We start from the raw sequence: 20,067 nt of genomic DNA on the forward strand, positions 1-20,067 counted from the left end.
GGCTATTCCTCAACAAGCTTGCGAAATAACCATGGGTTATGCCTTAGCCCAGGTGGGCATCCACCGGCGCATGCGCCTGGAACTGCAGGACCGCCAGCTTGGCGTACACCCCGCCGTGCGCCACCAGTTCGGCATGTGTGCCGGATTCCACCACGCGGCCTTCGTCCAGCACGATGATGCGGTCGGCGCGCTGGACGGTCGACAGGCGGTGCGCGATGATCAGGGTGGTGCGGCCGACCATGGCCGCTTCCAGCGCGCGCTGCACCAGGCGTTCCGACTCGGCGTCGAGGGCGCTGGTGGCTTCGTCGAGCAGCAGCAGCGGCGGGTTCTTGAGCAGGGCGCGCGCGATCGCGATGCGCTGGCGCTGGCCGCCCGACAGGCGCACGCCGCGCTCGCCCAGGTGCGAGCCATAGCCCTGCGGCAGGCGCTCGATGAATTCATGGGCCGCAGCCATCTTCGACACCTGGATCACTTCCTCGTCGCTGGCGTCAACCCGGCCGTAGCGGATGTTCTCCAGGGCGCTGGTGGAAAAGATCACCGTGTCCTGGGGCACGATGCCGATGGCGCCGCGCAGGGTGTGCAGGGAGAGGTCGCGGATGTCGACGCCGTCCAGGCGGATGCTGCCGCTCTGCGGGTCGTAGAAGCGCAGCAGCAGCTGGAACAGCGTGGTCTTGCCGGCGCCCGAGGGGCCGACCAGGGCCACGGTTTCGCCGGCGCGGATGTCGAGGGACAGGTGCGCAAGCGCGGCCGTCTCCAGGCGCGAGGGGTAGCTGAAGCTGACGTTCTCGATCGCCACGCGGGCGCCGTTCTCCAGGCGCTGGGGCAGCTGCTTCGGCTGGGCCGGATCCTGGATATCGGAGCGGGCGGCCAGCAGTTCCAGCAGGCGCTCGGTGGCGCCGGCCGCGCGCTGGGCTTCGCCCATCACTTCGGACAGCGCGCCGACCGACCCCGCCACGATCGAGGCATAGAGGATGAACTGGCCCAGGTCGCCGCCCGTCATGGTCCCGGCCAGCACGGCGTGGGCGCCCAGCCAGAGCACGAAGACGATGGCGCCGAAGACCAGCACGATGGCCAGCATGGTGAGCGTGGCGCGTGCGCGAATGCGGCGGATCGCGGTCTGGAAGGCGCCGTCCACCGATTGCGTGAAGCGCCCGGACTCGATGCCCTCGTGGGTGAAGGCCTGCACCGTGGGCATGGCGTTGAGGATCTCGCCGGCCATGGCCGACGCGTCGGCGATGCGGTCCTGCGAGTCGCGCGAGAGCTTGCGCACGCGGCGGCCGAACAGCACGATGGGCAGCACCACCAGCACCAGCAGGCCCAGGATGATGGCGGAGAGCTTGGGGCTGGTCACGAACAGCATCACGAGGCCGCCCAGGAACAGCAGGGTGTTGCGCAGGGCCAGCGAGATGCTGGTGCCGACCACGGTCTGGATCAGGGTGGTGTCGGTGGTCAGGCGCGACAGCACCTCGCCGCTGCGGGTGGTCTCGAAGAATTCGGGGCTCTGGTGCACCACGTGGCGGTAGACGGCGGCGCGCACGTCGGCCACCACGCGCTCGCCCAGCCAGGACACCATGAAGAAGCGCGCCGCGGTGGCCACGGCCAGCACGGCGGCGACGCCGAACAGGGCCAGGAAGACGGCGTCGACGTGCTGGATGCTCTGGCTGCCGGCGCCACCACCGGCGGCGCCGAAGCCATGGTCGATCATCTGCTTGAAGGCGGCGGGAATGGCCAGGGTGGCGCCGGCCGCGAACAGCAGGGCGATGCCGGCCAGGACGAACTGGCGGCGGTAGGGCGCCAGGAAGGGAAGCAGGCCCCTGAGGGCGGCGAGGCTGCCTTTGCGGGAAGTGTCGGGTTGGTTCGTGCCGGTGGTGCGGGTGCTCATCGTCTCTTGCGTATTCTTCTTTGTCAGTCCGTCGTTACAGCTTCATCTGGCGTACGTAGCCAGTCATTTCCAGGTAGCCGCGGCCCGCGCGGCGACCGCCCTGCATGACTGTCACCGCGCCCTCCCAGTAGACCGCGCCGGTCGAACGGCGCGAGTCGAGCTCCTGGTCTTGCTGCAGGGGAGCGATCTGCCAGCGCAAGGGGCCAGTGGAGATCTCCGTGGCGACCGGGTACACGGCCTTGGTGCGCGGCGAGGTCCAGTGCGCGCTCGGGGTGAAGTTCACCTGGTCCGGCGCATAGCGGGTCACCTTGCCGGCCTTGTCGCGATGGGTGGCGTGCGCCCATAGTTTACCACCTCCCACCTTGCGAATCTGGAAAGCCATCAGGGCGCCGCCGTCGTCGAGGTTCACGCCGATCCAGTCCCAGCCGCTCGCCTCCGGTTGCAGGGCTTCGCTCGACCATTCGTGGTCGAGCCAGGCGCTGCCCGTGACGGCCACCGGCACGCTGCCGGAACGCCCCACGCTGCCGCTGACCTTGAGCTGCGGCTCGCTGTAATAGTGGCTGGCGTGCCGGGGGCTCGCCCCCTTGCGCGAGTAGCCGCCTTCGCCCTGGACCAGCACGGCCTGGGTCGGCGCCAGGCGCAGTTCCAGCGTCAGCTCGCTGGAGCGGATCGTGACGCGGTAGTTGCCGGAACTCTCGCGCACCATGCGCCAGTCGTCCAGCTTCAGGTCGGTGTTGCCGGTGCGCGCCCAGGCCAGGCCAAACCCTTCGCGTGCGCTCCTCTGGTCGTGCACCAGGCGCCCGACTTCGGGGTCGGACAGGGCGGCATGGCCGATCACCAGCTGGCGCGGGGCGAACGCGCTGGGATTGCGCGGATCGTGTTCGGTGCGGCTGCGGAAGAAGGTGACCTGGAAGCCGAGCGGTTTCCTGTCCGGCGTCTCGACCCAGCCGGTGACGTACCACCACTCGGTGCGAAACTCCGGGTGGGCGCCGAAGTCGCGCGGGAAGCTCAGGGTGGTGCCGGGGCGCACGGGCGCGAATTCCGGTGGGTCGGCAACAGCGGAACCGCACAGGAACAGCAACAGAAACAACAGACGCCGCATCACCAATCCTCCCTGACCGCGCGTACCGGACCGCCGGATAGCGCATAGCGGCCCGATACCAGCGCGGTCGCCACCGAGGCGGCGACCAGCACCGCGGCCACGCTTCCCAGCAAGCCCCACGGCAGATGCAGCTGCATCGTCCAGTGGAACGACTGGGGATTCACAACATAAACCAGGATCAGGCTGATGACCAGTCCCAGCGCGAAACCGCAGGCCACGCCCAGCAGGGTGAGCAGGCCGCCCTCGAAGGCGAGGATCTTCAATACCTGGCCGCGGGTGACGCCCACGTGGCGCAGCATGCCGAACTCGCGGGCGCGCGCCAGCGTCTGGGCCGAGAAGCTGGCGGCCACGCCGGACAGGCCGATGGCAATCGCGATCGCCTCCAGCAGATAGGTCACGGCGAAGCTGCGGTCGAAGATCCTGAGGCTCATGCCGCGGATGTCGCCGGCTGACATGATTTGCAGGGCGGCGCCGAAGGGCAGGGCGCGCACGCTTGCTTCCAGCTGCTCCAGACCCGCGCCGCGCGCCGCATACAGGGCGGCGTCGGTGACTTCCGCTTCGCCCGTGAGGGCGCGGTAATCCGACAGGCGGATGACGACCGAGCCGGCCTGGTTGGCGTAGTCGCGCCAGACGCCGGCGACAAAGAAGCGCGCCTGCGAACCGCCGAGCGGAATCGTGAAAGGCTGGCCGACGCGGGCGCCATACAGGTCGACCAGGGCTTCCGACACCCAGGCCGGCCGGCTGCCCGCCGGCGGCGTGGCCGTCTCGCCGACCAGGAAGAGCAGGCGTCCGGGATCGCGCGCATCGATGTCGCGCGCGATCACGACCACGTTCGGCCGGTCGGGCGAAAGCGAAACGGGACGGGTACGCAGGAACTGGGCCTGGGCGACGCCGGGCGTGGCCTCGAGCGCGGCCTGCTGCTCGGGCGTGAGGAATCCGGTGTTGCCGCCGGCGGCCGTGCGCACGTAGAGGTCGGCCGGCAGGATATGGCCCATCCAGTCGTCCACCGAGACCCGGAAGCTCGCCACCATGATGCCCATCGCCACCATCAGGCTGAAGCTGGCCAGCACGCCGCCGAGGGCGATCGAGGCCTGGCCCGGGGCATTGGCCAGGCGCGCCAGCGCCAGCGGCAGGATGGGCGGCGCGCGCGGGCTGCGCACGACCAGCGCCTCGAGACACCGGAAAGTGCCGGCCGCGAGGCGCGGCATCAGGCCGATCCCGCCGATGAGCAGCAGGGCGATCGCGAGGTAGCCGAACAGCGGCAGTTCGAACACGGGCGGCGCGAAAGCGAGGATCGCGGCCAATGCGAGGCAGATGAGCGAAGGCTTGACGCGGCCGAGGCGCGACAGTGCCGCCTCGTCGGCGCCGGACTTGATCGCCACCGCCGGTTTCGCGCGCGCCGCTTCCAGGGCCGGGAACAGGCAGCCGAGCAGGGCCACGCCCAGGCCGAGGCCGAAGAAGACGGCGGCCGCCACCGGCGTGAACTGGACCTGGGGGCGGATGCCGGGGAAATAGCCGGCGCCGAGGTCGCCGCCGAAGAAGCGCAGCGCCGTGGCCGCGAGGCCGTAGCCCGCGGCGATGCCGAGCGCGGCGCCCAGTACGCCTAGGCTCGCGCCTTCCAGCAGCACCTGGCGCAGCAGCTGGCCGCGTTTCAGACCCAGCACGCGCAGCAGCGCGAACTGGCTGCGCCGCCGCATCACCGACAGGGCCTGGGTCGAGAACACGAGGAAGGCGCCGGTGAACAGGGCCACCAGGGCCAGCACGGTGAGGTTGACGCGGTAGGCGCGGCTCAGGTTCGCATTGCGCTCTTCCTGGTCGCCGTCGTCGGGCTGGCGCACGGTGAAGCGGCCCGGGTAGGCCTGCTGCAGTTCGGTGGCGAGCTTCTGGCGGAAGGCCAGGCGGTCGACGCCGTCGCGCAGCTTCAGGTCCACGCGCGAGAGGCGTCCGAGCTGGCCGAATCGCCACTGGGCCGCGCCGATGTCCATTACCGCGATGCGCTGGCCGGGCCTTGCCCGCGCCACCGGGCCGGCCACGCGCAGGGCCACGTCGCCTGTGCCGGCGCGCAGCAGCACGGTCTCGCCGCGGCGCTTGCCCAGCCAGTTTTCCGCTGCCGGCGAGAGGAAGAGGGCGTCGTCGGCCAGCACGTCGGTGACGCGGTCTTCAAGGGGCACGCCGGTCAGGTCGGGCGAAATGAAGCCGGCGCGGAAGGCGTCGATGCCGATGATGCGCAGCGCGCCCTGGGCGCCCGCGATGCCGGCCGAGAGCTCCAGCACGGGCGAGGCGACCACCACCTCGGGCATCGCGGCCAGGCGTGGGTAGACCGATTCGTCGAACAGCGGTTCGCGCCCGGCCACCTGCAGGTCGGCCTGGCCGGACAGGCTTTTGACGGCGGCCGAGAATTCATTGAAGGCGGCGGCATTGATCAGGTGGATGGCGAAGCCCATGGCGACGCCGACGGCGATGGCGCCGATGGCCAGCAGCGCGCGTACCGGATGGGCGCGCCATTCGCCCAGCAGCAGCCAGCGCGAGAGTAGGCTCAGGCCGGGCATTCCACCGCCAGCGCCTCGGCCTGGCGCCTGGCTTTGATGCGTTCCCTGTCGGCCTCGGAACGGCCCGCGCGCCGGCTGTCTTCCTCGGCCCATTTGGTTTGCAGACGCAGCTTGTCGCAGCGCTTGCGCTCCACGAGGGCGTCACGCTGGGCCTGCTTTGCGGCCCGCGCCGCGCGCGCCGCGCGCTGTTCCTCTTCGGCGCGCTCGGCCTCGACGCCGGCGAGATAGGCTTTCGAGCGCGCCAGGCGCTCGGCCGCCTCGCCGGGCGCCGCCGGCGCGACCCGCAGCGCGAGCGCGACCGGGTTCTTGCCGCACGGCTGGTCGGCGTAGCTGGTCTTGCCATTCTCGACGCATTTGTAGATGGTGCCGGCCATTGCCGCAGGGCTGAGCAGGCAGGCGATAAGGAGCGTAAGCAATGAGCGCATGATGATGGTCCCCGAAGTCACAGAATTTTTCCAGGGTTCATAATGCCGAGCGGGTCCAGGGCGGCCTTGATGGCGCGCATCATGTCCAGCTCGACCGGCGACTTGACGCGCGCCAGCTCTTCGCGCTTGAGTGCGCCGATGCCGTGCTCGGCCGATATCGAGCCTTTGCTTGCGAGCACGCTGTCGTGGACGATGCGGTTGATTGCATCCTGGTGGGCGAGGAAATCCTCGTGTCCACGGCCTTCGGGCGGGGCGACGTTGTAATGCAGGTTGCCGTCGCCCAGGTGGCCGAAGCAGACCACCTGGCAGCCGGGAAAAGCGGCCTGGAGCGCCGCGTCGGTCCGCGCAATGAAGTCGGGAATCGCGGACAAGGGCAGTGAAATGTCGTGTTTGATGTTCTTGCCGGCCGCCGCTTGAGCCGGCGAAATGGACTCGCGCACCTTCCAGAGGCCCAGGGATTGGGCCGTCGAGCTGGCCAGCACGGCGTCGCGCGCCATGCCGGCATCCAGCGCCGCACCGAGCGCGGCTTCCAGCAGGGCCGCCGCATGTTCGCCCGACTCGCTGCTGGAGAGTTCGACCAGCGCGTACTGCGGGTGCGGCGCCGCGAAGGGGCGCGGCAGGTCGGGGAAGTGGGTCGCGACCAGGCGCAGGCACAGTTCGGACATCAGCTCGAAGCCCGTCAGGGCGGCGCCGCAGCGCTCCTGCAGCAGCACCAGCAGGTCCAGCGCGCTTCCGGGCGAGTCCAGCGCCACCATGGCCGTGCGCTGCGCCTTCGGCAGCGGATGGAGCTTGAGAACCGCGGCCGTGATGATGCCGAGCGTGCCCTCGGCGCCGATGAAGAGGTCGCGCAGGTCGTAGCCGGTAGTGTCCTTGCGCAGGCCGCGCAGGCCGTCCCAGACCGCGCCTTGCGCGGTGACGACCTCCAGGCCCAGGCAGAGCTCGCGGGTGTTCCCGTAGCGCAGCACGGCCGTGCCGCCGGCATTGGTCGAGAGGTTGCCGCCGATGGTGCAACTGCCTTCGGCCGCCAGCGAGAGCGGGAACAGCATGCCGGCGTCAAGCGCGGCTCCCTGGATGTCCTGCAGGATGCAGCCGGCATCGACGACCATGGTGCGGTTGAAGGAGTCGACCTGGCGGATGCGGTTCAGGCGCCGCAGCGAGAGCACGATGGCGTCGCCCGCCGCGTCCGGCACGCTGCCCAGCACCAGGCCGGTGCGCCCGCCCTGGGGCACGATGGGCGCGCGCGCGGCGGCGCAGGCGGAGACGATGGCCGCGACTTCCCCGGTGCTTGCGGGCAGGACGATGGCGCGGGCGCGTCCGGTGAAGCGCCCGCGCCAATCCGTCAGGTAGGGCGCCATGCCCGCCTCATCGAGCACCACGTGGGTGTCGCCGACGATGGCGCGCAAGGCGCTTTCCAGGCCCTGCTGCTCAGTCATGCGGCACTTTGACCTTGTCGAGCAGCTCCTTGGCCAGGCGCTTGGCTTCCTTCTTGTACGGATGCAGGAAGAGCAGGGCGCAGGCGAAGTAGACCATTACCAGCACCACCTCGCCCAGCGCCATCAGGCGCGAGGCCTGGGTGGTGTCGGCCCAGGCGCGCACTGCGCCTTCGGCGAAGTAGATCAGGATGACCATCGACGACCACTGCAGGGTGTAGAGGTCGCGCTTGATGACCCCGCGCAGCGGCAGCAGCAGCGGCAGCGCCTTGAGCGCGAGCAGGGACCCGCCCGGATGCAGCGGGGCGACGAAGACTTCCCAGGCCACCAGCCAGCCGATCAGCCAGATCAGGCTGGCAATGGCGCCGGCATGAAAGACTTTTGCGGTATCCATCAGTGCATTCCCTGCAGTTTGACCGCGGCGGTGGCCAGGCGTTTGCCGAGGGCGATGGCGAGCACGCGCTCGTCCTCGGTCAACGCGCGCCGGCCGTCCGCGCCGGCCCAGTGCGAGGCGCCGTAGGGGCTGCCGCCGCTGGCCGTGTTCATGAGTTCGGGGTGGGAGTAAGGCAGGCCGAGGACTAGCATGCCATGGTGCAACAACGGTATCATCATCGACAGCAGGGTCGATTCCTGGCCGCCATGCAGGCTGCCGGTCGAGGTGAAGACAGCGGCCGGCTTGCCCGTGAGGGTGCCGTTGACCCAGTCGGCGGCGGTGCCGTCGAGGAAGTACTTCATCGCGCTTGCCATATTGCCGAAGCGGGTTGGGGAACCGAGGGCCAGGCCCGCGCACTCGGCCAGGTCGGACAGCTCGACATAGGGCGGACCGTTGTCGGGGATATCCGGCTGGGTCGCCTCGGCCACGGTGGAGACTGCGGGCACGGTGCGCAGGCGCGCTTCGGCCCCGGGCACGCTTTCGATGCCCTGGGCCACCAGTTCGGCCAGTTTGCGGGTGGCGCCGTGGCGCGAGTAGTAGAGCACGAGGATGGTCAGGGTTGGCTTCATCGTTGGTATTATAGGGCGCTTTGCTCATGCCCCATACGGGGCGAATCGTAACGGCCGCATCGCGGCGCAATCCATGCTCACCAAGACCGTTCACTCCCTGTCGCGCAGCACCTCGGACATGCTGGCCATCGGCATCGATCGCGCGCGCGGCCTGACGCTCGCCGAGACCCGCGACCTGCTGCGTTTCGCGCGGCGCCGCCTGCGCGAGGAAAAGCTGCCCCAGGTGGCGGGCAGCCTGACCTTCACCACTACCCTGGCCCTGGTGCCCCTGCTCACCATCGTGCTGGCGATCCTCACCACCTTCCCGGTGTTCGGCCAGCTGCGGACGGCGCTCGACACCTGGTTCGTCCAGACCCTGATGCCGAAGGCGATCGCCAACACCATCAGCTCCAACCTGACCCAGTTCGCCAGCAAGGCCAAGGGCCTGTCCCTGCTGGGCGCGGTGCTGCTCCTGATGACGACCACCGCGATGATGGGCATGATCGAGCGCGCCTTCAACCAGATCTGGGGCGTGCGCCGCCCGCGGCCCTGGTCGCAGCGGGTGCTGGTCTACTGGGCCCTGGTCTCGCTCGGCCCCATCCTGTTCGGCCTGTCCCTGACCGCCACCTCCCAGCTGTTCACCGCCACCGGCGGGGCGCTCAAGTCGCTGCCCTTCTTCGGCGCGCTGTTCTACACCCTGGTGTCGGTGGCCCTCTCCACCGGTTTCTACACCATGCTCTACATGGCGGTGCCGAACCGCCGCGTGCATTGGCGCGACGCCCTCTGGGGCGGCCTGGCCGCGGCGATCGCCTTCGAGGCCGCCAAGCGCGGCTTCGCGCTCTTCATCCGCCAGTTCCCGACCTACGCCATCATCTATGGCGCCCTGGCGGCGCTGCCCCTGTTCCTGGTGTGGATGTACCTGTCCTGGCTGATCACCCTGGTCGGCGCCGTGCTGGCGGCGGCGCTGCCGGTGGTGAAGTACGAGCGCTGGTGGCACCAGCCGGCGCCGGGCAGCGCTTTCGTCGACGCGATGGCGGTGCTCAAGGTGCTGCACGGCAGCAGCCAGGCGACCGGTACGGCTCTGGTATCGAGCGCGGCGATCCGGGCGCACACGCGCATCGGCTACGACGAGATGACGATGCTGCTCGAGAAGATGGTGGCGGCCGGCTGGGTCGGGCGGGTGCAGGAGGACCTGCCGGCCGGCGCGCGCTGGGGCAGGGGAGCGCGCGAGAGCGCCGACAACTGGGTCCTGCTGGTCGACCCCGGCACCATTCGCCTGGCCGACGTCTACCGCCTCTTCGTGTTCGACGTGGCGGGCGCCGGCGGCGCCGCGGCGGGCGAGGAGGGCCCGCCCGCCTCCGCGCTCGCCCTCGACACGGCGGCACTGGCGCGCCAGGTGGAGACCGCGGTCGAGCAGGGCCTGGAACAGACCCTGGCCCAGCACTTCGCCTTGCCCAATTCCCCCCACGGGTGATGGGTCACGGGGAAGGCGGGGCGCACTACACTGCGCAGCTTTCCCGCTTCTTCGTCTTCGCTTCATGAAACGACCTTCTTCCCTTACGCTCGTCAACCTCGGCCTGTTCCTGCTGCTGGGCGCCGGCATCGTGCACGACAGCCGCGCCCAGTCCTGGGGCGACTTCCTCAAGAACGCGGCGAGCGACGCCGCCCGCCAGGCGGTCGGCAACAATGTGCGCCAGGCCGTCACCGGCGCCGTGGACGGCGCCGCCAGGGGTCTCGCCCAGCCGGCGGCGCCCGTCGCGCAGGCGCCCGTCCAGGCGGCCGCTCCAGCGGGCTGTCCTCGCCGCAAGGGCACGCCGCTGCCGATCGGCGAGCGCCCCGATGGCTTCGAGCCGGCCGCGCTCTGGCCGGAAGATACCGGCTGCCCGGTCTACTCGGTCTCGGACCTGAAGTTCGACAAGGCGCGCGCGGCCAAGACCGCCTTCCGCGAGGCGAGCAAGGTGCCGTGCAGCGATTGCGAGGGCGGCTATGCCTTCGACGCCTGGGGCGGCCGCTCATTGGTGAAGAGCGGCGACTATTCCAGGGAGTTTCCCAAGCTGCTGGTCGCGCTCGAGCAGGGCAAGAGCCTGGGCTGGAAGGGCGAGCGCTACGACGTGCGCATCAGCGCCACCGGCGCCCATCCGATCGGCGAGATGCCGTGCCGGCAGTTCCATTACACGCTGCACGAAAAAGCCAGGCTGGTGGCCGAGTACGACGGCATGTATTGCGAGTACACCCGGCCATATATCGCGAACCCGAGCTGGAACGAAGTCGTGTAGGTATTTTGGCAAGAAGCGGGCGTTGGTGTATGATCGTCAAATTCATCAGAGCGATCATGCACCCCGGCCTTCTTGAACACCGATTCCCACCTGCAGCCTGAAGCCGCCAACACCGCGCTTCGCGCGCCTTTCGACGCACAAGGCAGGCCCCAGGCTTGCCTGCTGGCGCGGCAGGACTGGAGCGCCTGCGCGCTCGGCCACCCCGAGGGCTGGTCGCGCGCGCTGCGCGCCGCGGTGGCCCAGGTGTTCGACTCGCCGGTGCCGATGTGGCTGGTGTGGGGCGAGCAGCTTTCCATGGTCTACAACGACGCCTATGCCGTCCTCCTGGGCGGCAAGCATCCCGCCGCCTTCGGCGCGCCTTTGCGCTCCGTGTGGGGCGAGGTATGGCCCGACGTCGCGCCCCTGATCGCCCAGGCCATGGGCGGCGTCGGCGTCTGCCGCGAAGACCTGCCGCTTCTTATCGACCGCAACGGCTACCAGGAGCGGGCCTGGTTCACTTTCTCGTACACGCCACTGCGCGAGGACGATGCCACGATCCGCGGCTTTGCCTGCACGGTGTGGGAGACCACCGGCAAGATGTTGGCGCAGCAGGGGCTGGCCGCCAGCCTGGAGGAGGCGCGCCGCCATCATGACCGCAGGGAGGAGGTCGAGGAACGCTACCGCCTGGCGCGTCTCGCCACCAACGACGCCATCTGGGACTGGCGCCTGGCCGACGGCCACGTGGTCTGGAACCAGGCCGTGGAGACCCTGTTCGGCCACAGGCTGGACCAGACTTCCGCCGACTGGTGGCTCGACCACATCCATCCGGACGACCGTGAACGCATCGAGACCACGATCCACGGCGTGATCGACAATGGCGGCAGCAGCTGGGCCGGCGAGTACCGCTTCCGGCGCGCCGACGGCAGCTACGCCGACATCTTCGACCGCGGCACCGTGCTGCGCGACGCCGACGGCCGGCCGCTGCGCATGATCGGCGCTATGCTCGACCTGTCCGAACGCAACGCGGCGGTCGCGGCCATGCGCGAAAGCGAGCGCCTGTTCCGCACCCTGTTCGAATCGATCGACGAAGGCTTCTGCGTGATCGAGTTCCTCGACGGCCCGCACGGGCCGCTGAGCGACTACGTGCACGTGATGGCCAACCCCGCCTACGAGGCCAATGCAGGCATCCCGAACGTGGTCGGCCAGCGTGTGCGCGAGATGGTGCCGCTCGAGGCCGACGCCTGGGTCGAGATCTACCGCAAGGTGCTGGTCACGGGCGAGCCGGTGCGCTTCCGGCGCGAGCTCGAAGCCACCCACCGCTACCTGGAGCTGGCCGCGCTGCGCATCGAACCGGCCGAGCGGCGCCAGGTGGCCGTGCTGTTCCAGGACGTCAGCCAGCGCCACCGCGCCGAACTGGCCCTGCGCGACATGAACGAAACCCTGGAGCGGCGCGTGATCGAGGGCGTGGCCGAACGCGTGCGCATCGAGGATGCGCTGCGCCAGGCGCAGAAGATGGAGGCGGTAGGCCAGCTCACCGGCGGCATCGCCCACGACTTCAACAATATGCTGGCGGTGGTGAACAGCGCGCTGGAACTGCTGGGACGGCGCTTCGCGAACGGCGACGACAAGGCGCTGCACTATATCGGCATGGCGAAGGGCGGCGTCAAGCGCGCCGCGCAGCTGACCCAGCGCCTGCTGGCCTTCTCGCGCCAGCAGGCCCTCAAGCCCGGCGCGCTTGCGGTGAACCGGCTGGTCGGCAGCATGACCGACCTGCTCACCCACGCAATCGGGGGCAACATCCGCTTCGAGGCGCGCCTCGACCCGGCGCTGTGGCTGACCTGGGCCGACGCCAACCAGCTGGAAAACGCCATCCTGAACCTGGCCGTCAACGCGCGCGATGCGATGCCGGACGGCGGCCAGCTGGCCATCGAGACGAGCAATGCGCAGGTCGACGCCCGCCTGGCCGCCAGCCAGCCCGGCCTCGCACCGGGCGACTACGTCATGGTGGCGGTAAGGGACACGGGCGCCGGCATGCCGCCTGACGTCGCAGCCAAGGCCTTCGAGCCCTTCTTCACGACCAAGGAAGTGGGGCGCGGCACCGGCCTGGGCCTGAGCCAGGTCTACGGTTTTGCGCGCCAGTCGGGTGGCTTCGTGCGCATCGACACGGCGCCGGGCGAAGGCGCCACGGTGCGCATCTATCTGCCGCGCCATGCGGCGGATGCCGAGCAGGCCCCGCAGCCGGCGTCCGCCGCGGCCCCGGGGCGCGCCGCCGGCGAGACGATCCTGGTGGTCGAGGACGAGGACGCCGTGCGCACCCTGTCGGTGGACATGCTGTCCGAACTCGGCTACCGCGTGCTGGCCGCGGCCAGCGCCAGCGCCGCGCTGCGCGCCCTGGACGCCCACCCGGACATCGCGCTGCTCTTCACCGATGTGATCATGCCCGAGACGAACGGCAGGAAGCTGGCCGACCAGGCCCTGAAGCTGCGCCCAGGGGTGAAGATCCTGTTCGCGACCGGCTACTCGCGCAACGCCCTGGTCCAGGGCGAGGTGCTGGAGCCGGGCGTCGAATTGATCGGCAAGCCATTCACGCTCGCCGAGCTGGAAGTGCGCGTCAGGGCGGTGCTGGACGCGCCCTGATCACCAGCTGAGTTTCCCCGTCAGCATCTGCCAGTACATCACCCAGTCGGCCCGGAAGGAATACCAGGGCTGGGAGAAGGAGGCCGGCTTGTTCTTCTCGTAGAAGAAGTGGCCGATCCAGGCGCCGCCGTAACCGCTGACGACGGCGAACAGCAGCCACCAGGCATTCAGGCTGTCGATGTACTGGGCGATCGAGGCGATCGCCGACGAGGTGCCGATGAAGTGTGCGCGGCGGCAGCGGCGGTCGGCATGCTGGGTCAGGTAATAAGGGTAGAACTCCGCGAAGCTGGCATGGCGTGCCGTCATGGCGTCTCCTTGTGTTGGCTGAGCGCGGCGCCGGCGAAGCCGGCCAGGGCGTCGAGCACCGCGTCGGGCGCTTCGGCCATCATTTGGTGGCCGGCGTCCACGGTCACGATTCTGCCATGGGACAGGAGTCCGGTCAGCAGCTTCGTGGAACGCGGCGGCGTCATGACGTCCTTCGACCCGAAGACGAACAGCACCGGGCAGGCTACGGCGGCCGCGGCCGCTTCACCGTTCGCATACGCATTGCAGGCCGCGAAGTCCGTGTAGAAGAGCTGCGCCGGATTGCGCGCCGACATGCGCTGCATCAGGCGGCGCGCCCCGCCCATCACCGAGAAGCCCGGACCGGGGCAGGAGGGCTTGTGCGCGATGGAGGAATGCGACCAGATGTTCACCATGTCGATGGCGCGTGCTTCGTCCTCGCGCGCCGTGTCGAGCAGGGAGTCGGACACCTTCATCGGATAGGTGCTGCCGACCAGCGCCAGGCCGATCACGGTCTCCGGCGCCAGGTGGGCGGCTTCCAGCGCGATCAGCGAGCCCATGCTGTGGCCGGCGAGGATGGCGCGCCGCACGCCGGCGGCCGTCAACAGCGCCGCCAGCCAGGCCGCCATTGCCTCGACGCTCTTCAAGGCCGGGCCGGCGCTTCTGCCGTGGCCGGGCAGGTCGACCGCCAGCACCGAGTAGCCGTGGTGGGCCAGGTAGCGGCTCTGCAGGGCCCAGACCGAATGGTCGTTCTGGGCGCCGTGGATGAGCACGACCGTGGGCAGCGCGGGGTCGAAGGGCTTGCCGCCGGTGTAGGCGTAGGCGCTCGCGCCCTGGATGTCGAACTGCATCTCAGGCTCCTTTCTGGGCCAGTTTCAGGCCGCGCTTGAGGTCTTCGATCAGGTCGTCCGGGTCTTCCAGACCGACCGAGAGGCGCATCGTGCCCTCCCTGATGCCGCTTGCCGCCAGTTCCTCGGCCGGGACGCGGAAATGCGTCGTCGACGCCGGGTGGATCACCAGCGACTTGGCGTCGCCGACATTGGCCAGGTGCGAGAACAGCTGCAGGCCATCGGCGAAGCGGCGCCCCGCCGCGCGGTCGCCCTTGAGTTCGAAGGTGAACACGGCCCCGCAGCCCTTGGGCAGCAGGCGCTGGGCGAGATGGTGGTCCGGGTGAGATGCGAGCTCGGGGTAGTTCACGGCGGCGACGGCCGGATGCGCGAGCAGGAATTCCACCACGCGGCGGGTATTCGCGACATGGCGGTCCATGCGCAGTCCGAGGGTCTCGATGCCCTGCAGGATGCCGAAGGCATTGTGCGGGCTCATCGCCGCGCCGAAGTCGCGCAGGCCTTCGCGGCGCGCGCGCAGGGCGAAGGGCGCGACGGTCGACTCTTCCGCGAACACCATGCCGTGGAAGCCATCGTAGGGCTCGCACAGCTCGGGGAAGCGCCCGCTTGCCGCATGCGCGGCGTCCCAGTCGAAGGTGCCGCCGTCGACCAGCAGGCCGCCGATCGCGGTGCCGTGGCCGCACAGGAACTTGGTGGCCGAGTGGAACAGCAGGTCGGCGCCGAGGTCGAAGGGGCGCAGCAGGTAGGGCGTGGTGAAGGTGGCGTCCACCATCAGCGGCAGGCCGTGCTCGTGCGCGATGCTGGAGATCGCCGGGATGTCGAGCACGTCCAGGCCCGGGTTGCCGAGGGTTTCGCCGAACAGGATCTTGGTGTTCGGGCGGATCGCGGCGCGCCAGGCGTCGAGGTCGCGCGGGTTCACGAAGGTGGTCTCGACGCCGAAGCGGCGCAGGGTGTAATGCAGCAGGTTGTGCGAGCCGCCGTACAGCGCCGTGGATGCCACGATGTGGCTGCCGGCGCCGGCAATCGTCGCCAGGCCCAGGTGCATTGCCGCCTGTCCGCTGGCGGTGGCGATGCCCGCCACGCCGCCCTCCAGGGCCGCGATCCGCTCCTCCAGCACCGCATTGGTCGGGTTCGAGATGCGCGAATACACGTGGCCGGCGCGTTCCATATTGAACAGCGCTGCGGCGTGGTCGGAATCGCGGAAGGCGAAGGAGGAAGTGAAGTGGATCGGCGTGGCGCGCGCGCCGGTGGCCGGGTCGGGGGCGCCGCCTGCGTGCAGGGCCAGGGTGTCGAAGCCGGGATCTTGTGGACCGCTCATCGTGTTCCGTTCTACTGATGAATTGGGATGGGCGGCATCGTAGCACTCTTTTAACGTGGCGCAATGGGGCGTCGGCGCCGGAATGGTGCAATGCTGGATTTTTTGGCGGGCATCGGCTACAGTCGGTGTTATGCCTTATACAAATATTTCTGGTATCACTAACCAAGCTGACGGGGTGGCCAATATGAAAGTCTCCGAGATCCTGCAGGTGAAAGGTGAAATTCTCTATACCGTCACGCCCGACCAGCCCCTGGTGGAGGCGGCCGCGACGATGGCGGAAAAGGACATCGGCTCGCTGGTCGTCATGGAGTACGGCGACCTGGTCGGCATGCTGACCTTCCGCGAAGTGATCAAGGAGCTGCACGCCCAGGGCGGCGCACTCGGCAACGGCACGGTGCGCAAGGTGATGGACGACAGCCCGATCACCGTGACCCCGGACACCGAAGTCAACGAGGTGCGCCGCATCATGCTGGAAAAGCATGCGCGTTACCTGCCGGTGATGAATGCCCGCACCCTGCTGGGCGTGATCTCCTTCTACGACGTGGCGAAGGCGGTGCTGGAGGCGCAGAGCTTCGAGAACCGCATGCTCAAGGCCTATATTCGCGACTGGCCTGCGGAGCAAGCGGCTGAGGATTGAACGTGGGGTGGACGGCTTCGCCGTCCGCGCGTTCAAACAGACAGTGCGGGCCGATTTGCGTCAATCCATCGTGCAGTTGAACGCGCGGTCGGGACAGCCGCCTTTCGTGGCCCGGACCACCCTACGCCGCTTCGATCAGTGACTGATTGCCCAGCCACTCCAGCAGGGCTTCCGGGCTGAGCGGCCGCGAGAACAGGAAACCCTGCGCCAGCGGGCAGCCCAGCGTGCGCAGGATGTGCGCCTGGCGTTCGTCCTCGACCCCTTCCGCGATCACGGTCAAGCCCAGGTTGCGGCCCAGCTGGATCACCATTTCGGCAATGCTGCTGCCGCGCGCCGATCCCGTGATTTCGGTAACGAAGGTGCGGTCGATCTTGAGGCGGTCCACCTGCAGGCGCTGCAGGTGCGAGAGCGACGAGAAGCCCGTGCCGAAGTCGTCGATCGCGATCGACACGCCGGTGCGCTTGACCTGCGCCAGCTTCTCGACCAGCAGGGCCGGCTCTTCCATCGCCATCGATTCGGTGATTTCCAGCTCCACGTAGTCGGCCGGCGCGCCGGTGTCCTCCAGCGCGCGGCGCAGCATCTCGACGAAGTGCGGGTGGCGGAACTGCACCTGAGAGACGTTGACCGACATGGTGAAGTCGAGGTGGCCGCCCGCCCTCAGGCGCACCAGCTCGGCCAGGGCCTGGCGCAGCACCCATTCGCCGATGTCGACGATCAGGCCCGAGTATTCGGCGATCGGGATGAAGCGGTCCGGGCCGATCATGCGGCCGTCCCCGGTGCGCCAGCGCAGCAGCGCTTCGGCGCCGAAGGGGCGGCCCGTGGCCAGGTCGACCTGGGGCTGGTAAGCCAGGAACAGCTCGCCGTGCTGGAAGCCGCTGCGCAGCGCGTGCATCATGCGGACCCGCTCGCGGATCTCGACCCCCATGCTGCGCGAGAAATAGAAGTGGCCGGCGCGCTGCTGCGACTTGGCGCGCTTGAGCGCGATGTCGGCGTCCTTCAGGGCGTCGGCGCCGCTGCCGTCGTGGTCGGGCAGGCGCACCAGGCCGAGCGTGCTCGACACCAGCACGTCCTGGCCGTCGATGTGGAAGGGCTCGCGGAACAGCGCCGCGATGCGCTCCGGCTGCACCACGGCGGCGTCGCCGAGCACGCAGAAGATGTCGCCGCCGATGCGCGCCACCTCCAGTTGCTCGTCCGGGCAGGCCTTCAGGCGCTCTTCCAGGCGGCGTCCCACGGCCACCAGCAGCAGGTCGCCGAAATGGTGGCCGAGCGCATCGTTGGTCTCGGCGAAGTGGTCGAGGTCGACGATGGCCAGGGTGGCGGCATTGCGGCGCGGGCTGGCCAGGATGGCGTCGATCAGTTCGACGAGGCGGGTGCGGTTGGGCAGGCCCGTCAGCTGGTCGCGGAAGGCGGCCTGGTTCAGGTGGGTGACCAGTTCGACGTTCTCGAGGCTGACCGCGGCCACGCTCGCGAACACGTCCAGCAGGCGGCATTCGAGTTCGCCGACCGTGCGCTCGAAGGGAATGCAGGCGGCGAAATCGCGACCGGCCTTGCCGGCGAAGTGCAGGGTGAGCCAGCCGTCGCCGTCGAGACGGCGGCGCTGTTCGAGGGTGCGCCGGACCGCCTGCTTGACGCTGGCGTGCTCCGGGCCGTCCAGTTCCGCACCGGCGAGCCGGGCATGCTCGCCGGCGGCTGCGATCACGTGCACGCTGTCGCGCCGTCCATGGCCGCTTGCGCGCACGCACAGCACGCCGGCCTCCGGCCGGCCGAGCAGGATCGCCAGCTGGCGCAGCACGCCCCGGGCCGCGTCGGCCACGCCATGCAGGGCCATCAACTGGGCGCCGGCGCTCAGGATGTGTTCCAGGCCGGCGCGGCTGGCGGCCAGGGCGCGCAGCTGATCGTAGGAGCGCACGGCGGCGGCCACCGCGGTGTACAGCTTGGTGCGGGTGAGTTCGGACTTGGTGCGGTAATCGTTGATGTCGTAGCCGCGGATGGCTTCCAGCTCGGGCGCATAGCCGGGCTGGCCGGTGCGCAGGATGAGGCGGACCTCGATCAGGCCGAGCTCCTCGCGGATGCTGCGCACCAGCTGCAGGCCGGCGTCGGGACGCTCCATCACCACGTCCAGCAGGACCACGGCGATCCCGGGCTCGCGCGCCAGGATGGCGCGCGCCTCCTCGCTCGAGTAGGCATGCAGGAATTCCAGCGACCGGCCCTGCATCTCGACACCCTTGAGGGCGAAGGTCGTGGTCGAGTGCACGTCGGCGTCGTCGTCCACCACCAGGATGCGCCAACTCGCGCTGGCGCAAGCCGGCGCACCGGCGGCAGCGAGGGGCGAGGGCGAAGCGTGATCGGCTTCGTCGGCGAATACCAGGTCGTCGCGGTCGTCTACCGCATTGGTCATCGGGCCCGGCGGCGTCATCGAGGAAGGCATTGGTCTCCAGAAGGCTGGGCTTGGTTTAAATCAGTATATATGCAATTTCCTTTACAGAAGCTTACAGACTGGCCGAAACGACAAATATGTATCCTTGTAGCAACTATTTTGGCCTGGAGCTTGCGCGGCGATTCCTCCGGGCTTGACTCCCGGGCTGGTAGAATGCTAAATCCACCTTTTTGCAAGCAGAGCAATCCATGTCCGGCAACTCCTTTGGCAAGCTGTTTTCCGTAACCACCTTCGGCGAGTCGCACGGCCCGGCCATCGGCTGCGTCATCGACGGCTGCCCGCCCGGCATGGCGCTGTCCGAGGCCGACATCCAGCCCGAGCTCGACCGCAGGAAGCCCGGCACCTCGCGTCATGTGACCCAACGCCAGGAAGCGGACCGGGTACAGATCCTGTCGGGCGTCTACCAGGGCGTGACCACGGGCACCCCGATCGCCCTCCTGATTCCCAACGAGGACCAGCGCAGCAAGGACTACGGCAACATCACGGAGACTTTCCGGCCCGGCCACGCCGACTACACCTACTGGCACAAGTACGGCGTGCGCGACCCGCGCGGGGGCGGGCGCTCCTCGGCGCGCCTGACGGCGCCGGTGGTCGGCGCCGGCGCCGTGGCGAAGAAATGGCTGCGCGAGCAGTACGGCACCGAGTTCTTCGGCTGCATGCGCGCGCTGGGCGATATCGAGGTGCCGTTCCAGTCCTTCGAGCACGTGCACGCGAATCCCTTCTTCGCCGCCACCGGCGACGCGGACCTGCTGGCGCGGATGGAAGCGGCGATGGATGAGCTGCGCCGCGCCGGCGATTCGATCGGCGCGCGCATCGACGTCGTGGCGCGCAAGGTGCCGGTGGGCTGGGGCCAGCCGATCTACGACAAGCTGGACGCCGACATCGCCTACGCGATGATGGGCATTAATGCGGTCAAGGGCGTGGAGATCGGCGCCGGATTCGCCTCGGTGGCCCAGAAGGGCTCCGAGCACGGCGACGAACTGACCCCGGAAGGCTTCGTCGGCAACAATGCGGGCGGGGTGCTGGGTGGGATCTCGACCGGCCAGGACATCACGGTCTCGATCGCGATCAAGCCGACGTCGTCCATCCGCACGCCACGCCGTTCGATCGACAAGGACGGCAACCCGGTGATGGTGGAGACCTTCGGCCGCCACGACCCCTGCGTCGGCATCCGCGCCACGCCGATCGCGGAAGCGATGCTGGCGCTGGTGCTGATCGACCACGCGCTGATGCAGCGCGCGCAGTGCGGGGACGTGAAGGTGGGAACGCCGAAACTGGGCTGAACAT

Annotated in this window: 16 protein-coding genes; 5 read left to right on the plus strand and 11 right to left on the minus strand. The window is 69.1% G+C overall.

From position 1 onward, the window contains the following. Positions 1–43: 43 nt before the first annotated feature. From ACQ7JA_RS15825 to wrbA, 7 genes are read right to left on the minus strand one after another with little or no spacing between them, the layout of a single operon-like run. On the minus strand, positions 44–1,882 hold the full coding sequence (locus tag ACQ7JA_RS15825) for an ABC transporter transmembrane domain-containing protein (RefSeq protein ID WP_430899367.1): 1,839 nt from the start codon (positions 1,880–1,882) through the stop codon (positions 44–46). Positions 1,883–1,916: 34 nt separating this feature from the next. Continuing rightward, positions 1,917–2,984 (minus strand): lipocalin-like domain-containing protein, encoded by a 1,068-nt coding sequence (locus ACQ7JA_RS15830; RefSeq protein WP_430899369.1) that lies wholly within the window; start codon positions 2,982–2,984, stop codon positions 1,917–1,919. After that, entirely contained in the window at positions 2,984–5,533 is a 2,550-nt protein-coding gene (locus ACQ7JA_RS15835) for an FtsX-like permease family protein (RefSeq protein ID WP_430899371.1), read from the minus strand. Before ACQ7JA_RS15835 ends, ACQ7JA_RS15830 begins: the two co-directional genes overlap by 1 nt. Continuing rightward, positions 5,521–5,958 (minus strand): DUF4124 domain-containing protein, encoded by a 438-nt coding sequence (locus ACQ7JA_RS15840; protein WP_430899373.1) that lies wholly within the window; start codon positions 5,956–5,958, stop codon positions 5,521–5,523. The genes ACQ7JA_RS15835 and ACQ7JA_RS15840 overlap by 13 nt, the downstream gene beginning before the upstream one ends. A gap of 17 nt (positions 5,959–5,975) precedes the next feature. Next, positions 5,976–7,391 (minus strand): FAD-binding oxidoreductase, encoded by a 1,416-nt coding sequence (locus ACQ7JA_RS15845; protein WP_430899375.1) that lies wholly within the window; start codon positions 7,389–7,391, stop codon positions 5,976–5,978. Next, positions 7,384–7,782: a DUF2069 domain-containing protein gene (locus tag ACQ7JA_RS15850; RefSeq protein ID WP_430899377.1), complete on the minus strand. Its 399-nt coding sequence runs from the start codon at positions 7,780–7,782 to the stop codon at positions 7,384–7,386. Before ACQ7JA_RS15850 ends, ACQ7JA_RS15845 begins: the two co-directional genes overlap by 8 nt. After that, on the minus strand, positions 7,782–8,390 hold the full coding sequence (gene wrbA, locus ACQ7JA_RS15855) for an NAD(P)H:quinone oxidoreductase (protein WP_430899379.1): 609 nt from the start codon (positions 8,388–8,390) through the stop codon (positions 7,782–7,784). Before wrbA ends, ACQ7JA_RS15850 begins: the two co-directional genes overlap by 1 nt. Positions 8,391–8,508: 118 nt before the next feature. Between wrbA and ACQ7JA_RS15860 the strand changes: the two genes are divergently transcribed. The 3 genes from ACQ7JA_RS15860 (at position 8,509) to ACQ7JA_RS15870 (ending at position 13,261) form a co-directional block, all read left to right on the plus strand. Continuing rightward, positions 8,509–9,843, plus strand: coding sequence for a YihY family inner membrane protein (locus ACQ7JA_RS15860; RefSeq protein ID WP_430899436.1), 1,335 nt, complete (start codon positions 8,509–8,511; stop codon positions 9,841–9,843). 64 nt (positions 9,844–9,907) lie between these two features. Continuing rightward, the gene (locus ACQ7JA_RS15865) at positions 9,908–10,645 is read left to right on the plus strand and encodes a hypothetical protein (protein ID WP_430899381.1); all 738 of its coding nucleotides are present in this window, start codon (positions 9,908–9,910) and stop codon (positions 10,643–10,645) included. A gap of 72 nt (positions 10,646–10,717) precedes the next feature. Beyond that, positions 10,718–13,261, plus strand: coding sequence for a PAS domain-containing protein (locus tag ACQ7JA_RS15870; RefSeq protein WP_430899383.1), 2,544 nt, complete (start codon positions 10,718–10,720; stop codon positions 13,259–13,261). Here the strand turns inward: ACQ7JA_RS15870 and ACQ7JA_RS15875 are convergent, their stop codons facing one another. From ACQ7JA_RS15875 to ACQ7JA_RS15885, 3 genes are read right to left on the minus strand one after another with little or no spacing between them, the layout of a single operon-like run. Next, positions 13,262–13,567 (minus strand): Mpo1-like protein, encoded by a 306-nt coding sequence (locus ACQ7JA_RS15875; protein ID WP_430899385.1) that lies wholly within the window; start codon positions 13,565–13,567, stop codon positions 13,262–13,264. Next, on the minus strand, positions 13,564–14,394 hold the full coding sequence (locus ACQ7JA_RS15880; protein ID WP_430899387.1) for an alpha/beta fold hydrolase: 831 nt from the start codon (positions 14,392–14,394) through the stop codon (positions 13,564–13,566). The genes ACQ7JA_RS15875 and ACQ7JA_RS15880 overlap by 4 nt, the downstream gene beginning before the upstream one ends. Position 14,395: 1 nt before the next feature. Further along, entirely contained in the window at positions 14,396–15,706 is a 1,311-nt protein-coding gene (locus ACQ7JA_RS15885; protein WP_430899389.1) for an O-acetylhomoserine aminocarboxypropyltransferase, read from the minus strand. A 184-nt stretch (positions 15,707–15,890) separates the two neighbouring features. Here ACQ7JA_RS15885 and ACQ7JA_RS15890 point away from each other — a divergent pair, with 184 nt between their 5' ends. Continuing rightward, the gene (locus ACQ7JA_RS15890; RefSeq protein ID WP_430899391.1) at positions 15,891–16,343 is read left to right on the plus strand and encodes a CBS domain-containing protein; all 453 of its coding nucleotides are present in this window, start codon (positions 15,891–15,893) and stop codon (positions 16,341–16,343) included. Positions 16,344–16,464: 121 nt separating this feature from the next. Here the strand turns inward: ACQ7JA_RS15890 and ACQ7JA_RS15895 are convergent, their stop codons facing one another. After that, on the minus strand, positions 16,465–18,771 hold the full coding sequence (locus ACQ7JA_RS15895) for an EAL domain-containing protein (protein ID WP_430899393.1): 2,307 nt from the start codon (positions 18,769–18,771) through the stop codon (positions 16,465–16,467). A 197-nt stretch (positions 18,772–18,968) separates the two neighbouring features. On the opposite strand from ACQ7JA_RS15895, the gene aroC reads away from it, so the two are divergent. Next, positions 18,969–20,063 (plus strand): chorismate synthase, encoded by a 1,095-nt coding sequence (aroC, locus tag ACQ7JA_RS15900; protein WP_430899395.1) that lies wholly within the window; start codon positions 18,969–18,971, stop codon positions 20,061–20,063. The last annotated feature ends 4 nt before the right edge of the window (positions 20,064–20,067 follow it).

The sequence above is a fragment of the Massilia sp. BKSP1R2A-1 genome (genome assembly GCF_050586525.1).
Taxonomy (GTDB): Bacteria; Pseudomonadota; Gammaproteobacteria; order Burkholderiales; family Burkholderiaceae_D; genus Telluria.

Bases quoted from the DNA above. Each gene is read 5' to 3' on its own strand.
- ACQ7JA_RS15825 (WP_430899367.1), bottom strand. From the start codon at position 1,882: ATGAGCACCCGCACCACCGGCACGAACCAACCCGACACTTCCCGCAAA.
- ACQ7JA_RS15830 (WP_430899369.1), bottom strand. From the start codon at position 2,984: ATGCGGCGTCTGTTGTTTCTGTTGCTGTTCCTGTGCGGTTCCGCTGTT.
- ACQ7JA_RS15835 (WP_430899371.1), bottom strand. From the start codon at position 5,533: ATGCCCGGCCTGAGCCTACTCTCGCGCTGGCTGCTGCTGGGCGAATGG.
- ACQ7JA_RS15840 (WP_430899373.1), bottom strand. From the start codon at position 5,958: ATGCGCTCATTGCTTACGCTCCTTATCGCCTGCCTGCTCAGCCCTGCG.
- ACQ7JA_RS15845 (WP_430899375.1), bottom strand. From the start codon at position 7,391: ATGACTGAGCAGCAGGGCCTGGAAAGCGCCTTGCGCGCCATCGTCGGC.
- ACQ7JA_RS15850 (WP_430899377.1), bottom strand. From the start codon at position 7,782: ATGGATACCGCAAAAGTCTTTCATGCCGGCGCCATTGCCAGCCTGATC.
- wrbA (WP_430899379.1), bottom strand. From the start codon at position 8,390: ATGAAGCCAACCCTGACCATCCTCGTGCTCTACTACTCGCGCCACGGC.
- ACQ7JA_RS15860 (WP_430899436.1), top strand. From the start codon at position 8,509: ATGCTGGCCATCGGCATCGATCGCGCGCGCGGCCTGACGCTCGCCGAG.
- ACQ7JA_RS15865 (WP_430899381.1), top strand. From the start codon at position 9,908: ATGAAACGACCTTCTTCCCTTACGCTCGTCAACCTCGGCCTGTTCCTG.
- ACQ7JA_RS15875 (WP_430899385.1), bottom strand. From the start codon at position 13,567: ATGACGGCACGCCATGCCAGCTTCGCGGAGTTCTACCCTTATTACCTG.
- ACQ7JA_RS15880 (WP_430899387.1), bottom strand. From the start codon at position 14,394: ATGCAGTTCGACATCCAGGGCGCGAGCGCCTACGCCTACACCGGCGGC.
- ACQ7JA_RS15885 (WP_430899389.1), bottom strand. From the start codon at position 15,706: ATGAGCGGTCCACAAGATCCCGGCTTCGACACCCTGGCCCTGCACGCA.
- ACQ7JA_RS15890 (WP_430899391.1), top strand. From the start codon at position 15,891: ATGAAAGTCTCCGAGATCCTGCAGGTGAAAGGTGAAATTCTCTATACC.
- ACQ7JA_RS15895 (WP_430899393.1), bottom strand. From the start codon at position 18,771: ATGCCTTCCTCGATGACGCCGCCGGGCCCGATGACCAATGCGGTAGAC.
- aroC (WP_430899395.1), top strand. From the start codon at position 18,969: ATGTCCGGCAACTCCTTTGGCAAGCTGTTTTCCGTAACCACCTTCGGC.